We start from the raw sequence: 3,979 nt of genomic DNA on the forward strand, positions 1-3,979 counted from the left end.
ATCCGACGACCGTCGCGACTTGTCGTAGCGCGTCGAAGACCTCGCCGACTCCGGTGGCGCTTCGTCGCACGTAGTCGAGGTCTTCGCTGTATCGCCATGGTCGGTCGAGCCAGAGCTTGTGGAAGCAGGTGCCGCCTCGAAAGACGAGTTCTGAACCGAGCAGCGGATGCTGCGCGATCTCGACAATCAGTCGAGAGAGAACCAAATCCTGCTCGACCTGGCTTGCCTCGACCCACGGCACGACGCTTCGCCAGTGCGCGAGTTCGGCTTCGGAGATCACAGATCCGGCTCGATCTGGGCGTTGACGACGACGCCCCACCGGTTGTTGCGGTCACCGTCCCCGCGGCGGTGCGAAGCTAGTGCAACAGACGCTGATCCCTGGATCAGTCGTTCGAGTTCTCGCAGGTCGATCGAAGCGCCGATCAGGTCGGCCATTGACTCGACGAGCAGGCCGGCTCGCTGGGCAACGGCGGTTGGGTATCTGGCCGCCTCCCTTGCCAGGGCGTCGGGGTCGATGATCTCGTCTTCGACGAACTGGGCGATGACGGTCGCGACGTTTGACAGGCCGGCACCCTGGCTCGGGGATTCAACGAGGTCGAGCAGGGTGACTGCGGGAGTCGACACCTTGATCCGCCCGGTCGGAACAAGGTGATCAACCACTGAACGGCGGGGCACAGCGGATCGTCGGATGAACCGCATCTGCCCGGCACCGACCGTCCGATCGCGCAGCACAGCTGGAGTCGCGACCTGGAACACCATGACCGCCTGGTGTGACGCTCCGTGTATTGCGGCAGCCGACAGGAAGCCCACGTAATACCGATGCCCGAGGAAGCCCATGAGTTGGTGAACGAAGTGAGCGGGAGGCGGCGCCCCAGCGGCGCGGTACTCCGGGGGCACCGGGACCCATGCCCCATTGGTGACCGAGACGATCTTGTTCGCCGCAGTGGAACGGCGCAGGCTCTGGCGGACACTCCCGGCAGCGACACCAACCAACTCGGCGATCTCATCAGTGGTGGCGAAGTGCTGCCCATGCGCGATCAACCAGTCCGACAGGTCGGCGGGCTTGATCGCAGTCTCCACCGTTTCAGGATATCAAAGGTGTGCGTTACGCACACGTTTGATATCTATACCCACTCCATACTTCACTGAATTCCGATACCTCACCTTGGCAGTGAGGTATCGGTCGCACCGGTGGCGGCACCGCGTTCTGGTGGGATCAGCTTGTCGGCAAAGGTGGCGAGGTCGATGGTTTCGATTGATGTGTCGATGTTCTCGTCGTCGATGCCAATCACCTGAATCGCGGTTCCGCTGGGGCCTGGTGCGGTCGCTCGATAGCTGTGGTGGAAGTGCCCGTGAACGAGCAGTCGTGGTTGCCAAGCGGCGACGATCTCGGCGAGCCGGAGCTGATTCTCGGCCATGAGTGAGCGGACCCTTGGCGACACGGCGAGCGAGGTTGCGAAGTCGGGCGGTCGCCAGGGTGTGTCGTGAGCGATCATCAAGTCGACCGTGCGCCCGGAGTCTTCGATCAGGGCGACCTCGCGATCGGTGATCATCTCCTCGGGCCACCAACTCATCCCAGGCTGACGTTGGTCTTGATCTGGTGACGCAGCGCCGCCACAGAGCCCGATGGTGACACCAGCACCCGTTTCGATCGGAATGTGGACAAGGGTGCCGCGGGGAACATGGACGAGCCCCGGCTGGTCCGTGGATGGTGCAGGGTCGCTCCATGCCCGGTAGCCGGCTCGACTGGAGCGGCCGTCACCGGGATAGTCGTGGTTGCCGTCGATCGCCCAGAAAGCGAGGCCGTGTTGGCGGGCGAGTTCGTCGACGCCACCGACAAAGGACTCGCCACGCAGGCCGGGCCAGAATCCGAAGTCACCGACCGACACGATGAACACGTCACGGTCGACCTTGTCTCGCAGCCGAGCGGCGCGTTCTATGGTGGCGTGGACGAATCGGCTGTTGCCGTGACTGTCGCCGATCGCCATGAGAAGCACCTCAGAAGTATGACCGTGCTGTCGTGTCTGTCGACTCTCCGTTTCCGATGGGGATGAGAGACAGCCGGACTCTCGGTGCGACGGGTCGGCTTCGGGGCCGGAATCTTGTCGTCGTTGTGCTCCGCGGCCCCCAGGCTTTCGGTTCTCGGACCGCCCGGAACCCCGAATCGTCGCCGAGGTGGAAGTAGATGTGGCCGATCAGATGGTCGGCGTCGTTCACCGAGGCCCACCCTCGACCGGAGACTCGGTCACCCTCGTCGTCGCCTTCCCACGTGAATGCGATTCGTTCGCTTGTCGAACCCGGATCTTGTTTCCAGTCGAGCTGACCTTGAACAGCAATGAAGCCGAACTCGCCGTGCCCGTCGGAGTGCACCTGCATGAGGGCGGGCCCGACGAGTTCGATCGCGTCCAGATCCCAGACGTCCATCTCGACAATTCGCCAGGATCCGATCAGGTCGCGTTCCACGACAAGACCGTACTTCTGACGCTCAATGGCTTCAGAGGCAAGCAATGGGTACGACCGACGGGATCGCTCGAGTCGTGCGTCGCCGGGTCGGGTCGACGCGCGGGCGATGTGACTCAAAGATCTGTGTCGACGTCGATGAGCTGCGGGTCGGGCTCAGCGCATCTCATCAGGTGGGTCGAGCACGGCGTCGAGGTGTGCAGCTGCTGCTTCGTCCTGGGCAGGGACCCATGCCCAGTAGACGTCGAGAGTCGTGGAGGTGCGGGCGTGGCCGAGCCGGTTCGACACGGTCCGTAGGTCGATGCCGCCGGTGAGGAGTTCGGTGGCGACGAAGTGGCGGAGTCCGTGGAGCTTGACGTGGTCGAGCCCGGCGCGTTTGCGCAGACGCTCCCAGCGGCGCGACACGAGATCAGGCCGCCACGGGACTTTCGCTTCGGTGTCGTTCGTGAACACCAGATCGTCGACCGACACATCGCGACCAACTTCGACAGCGTCAGCGAGGGCGATGTCTCGAACGACGTTCAGTGAGCGGACCGCTCGGCTCGGGAGCGACACGAGACGAAAGCGGTCGGTCTTGGTCGTGGTGATGTACACACCCGCTTGCTTCGTCGCAGCGACGGATCGTTCGATCCGAACGGTGGCGCGTTCGAGGTCGATGTCGCTCCAACGAAGCGCGCAGATCTCGCCCCGTCGCGCGCCGGTTCCCGTGGCGATATCGAGCCAACACGAGAGCTTGGGGTCGGTCTTCTGGGCGAGCGCAAGGAGCAGCCGAACGTTGTCGAGGTTCGGTGGCGTGACCGTCGAGCGCGGGACTTCGGGACGCGTCGCGTCGGACACCGGGTTGCGGGTGACCCAGCCCCACCGAAGCGCCTGTGCCATGGCCCGGTGCAACACGACGTGAGCGTTGCGAACCCGCGATGCTCCCAGCCCTCCGAGTCGAAGCCGCTGGTACATCTGATCGCAGTCCCGTGGCGTGAGCTTCCAGAGCGGAACGCCGCCGAGTTCGGGGATCAGGTACCGGTCGATGACACTCGACCAGTCCTGACGAGTCGTCGGCGCCAGCGTCGCCGTCGACATGAACGACTCGAGGAGAACCGCGACAGTGACGGAGCTGCCACCCTGCAAGCCGGCGCCGCTCTCGGCCACAAAGCGCTGGAGTTCCGCCGTCGCCTCGGGTCTCGTACCACGAAACGTTCTGGAGAGCCGACGAGTCTCACCCGTTACAGCGTCGGGATCAGACGTTGTCTGCAAACGCCAAACACCCGGCGATCGCTCAGTCATCGAACCCGTCCTCGGCTTCACGGCCGGCCATCCGCAGCAATCGCACCCGAAACGCACCAAGACATCAGGCCGGGGAAAGCAATCAGCGCAACAGCTTGCGGGTCGAACTCCGAGGACATCCCAGCGAGTATTGCACCACAACGCACCAAGATCGTGATGGGTCTTGACGGTCGGTGGAGCCAGAAACCGCTTCTGAACAGGGTGTTTACTTGGAGCGGATGACGGGAATCGAACCCGC

5 protein-coding genes are annotated in these 3,979 nt (G+C 63.8%); all 5 read right to left on the reverse strand.

What is annotated here, in order from left to right; genetic code table 11:
• Positions 1–280: nucleotidyl transferase AbiEii/AbiGii toxin family protein (locus tag ACH2EI_RS19295; RefSeq protein ID WP_395161203.1), on the reverse strand; the 280-nt coding region annotated here is incomplete at its 3' end.
• Positions 277–1,080 carry a type IV toxin-antitoxin system AbiEi family antitoxin gene (locus ACH2EI_RS19300; protein ID WP_395155114.1) on the reverse strand — a complete coding sequence of 268 codons (804 nt, stop codon included), beginning with the start codon at positions 1,078–1,080 and terminating at the stop codon, positions 277–279. The genes ACH2EI_RS19300 and ACH2EI_RS19295, both read right to left, overlap by 4 nt.
• An 80-nt stretch (positions 1,081–1,160) precedes the next feature.
• The gene (locus ACH2EI_RS19305; protein WP_395155115.1) at positions 1,161–1,988 is read right to left on the reverse strand and encodes a hypothetical protein; all 828 of its coding nucleotides are present in this window, start codon (positions 1,986–1,988) and stop codon (positions 1,161–1,163) included.
• A gap of 10 nt (positions 1,989–1,998) precedes the next feature.
• On the reverse strand, positions 1,999–2,463 hold the full coding sequence (locus ACH2EI_RS19310; protein ID WP_395155116.1) for a hypothetical protein: 465 nt from the start codon (positions 2,461–2,463) through the stop codon (positions 1,999–2,001).
• A 153-nt stretch (positions 2,464–2,616) separates the two neighbouring features.
• Complete coding sequence (locus ACH2EI_RS19315) at positions 2,617–3,741, reverse strand: tyrosine-type recombinase/integrase (protein WP_395155117.1); 1,125 nt, start codon at positions 3,739–3,741, stop codon at positions 2,617–2,619.
• Positions 3,742–3,979: the final 238 nt, after the last annotated feature.

It is taken from the genome of Ilumatobacter sp., from assembly GCF_041688325.1.
In the GTDB taxonomy this organism is placed as follows: domain Bacteria; phylum Actinomycetota; class Acidimicrobiia; order Acidimicrobiales; family Ilumatobacteraceae; genus Ilumatobacter_A.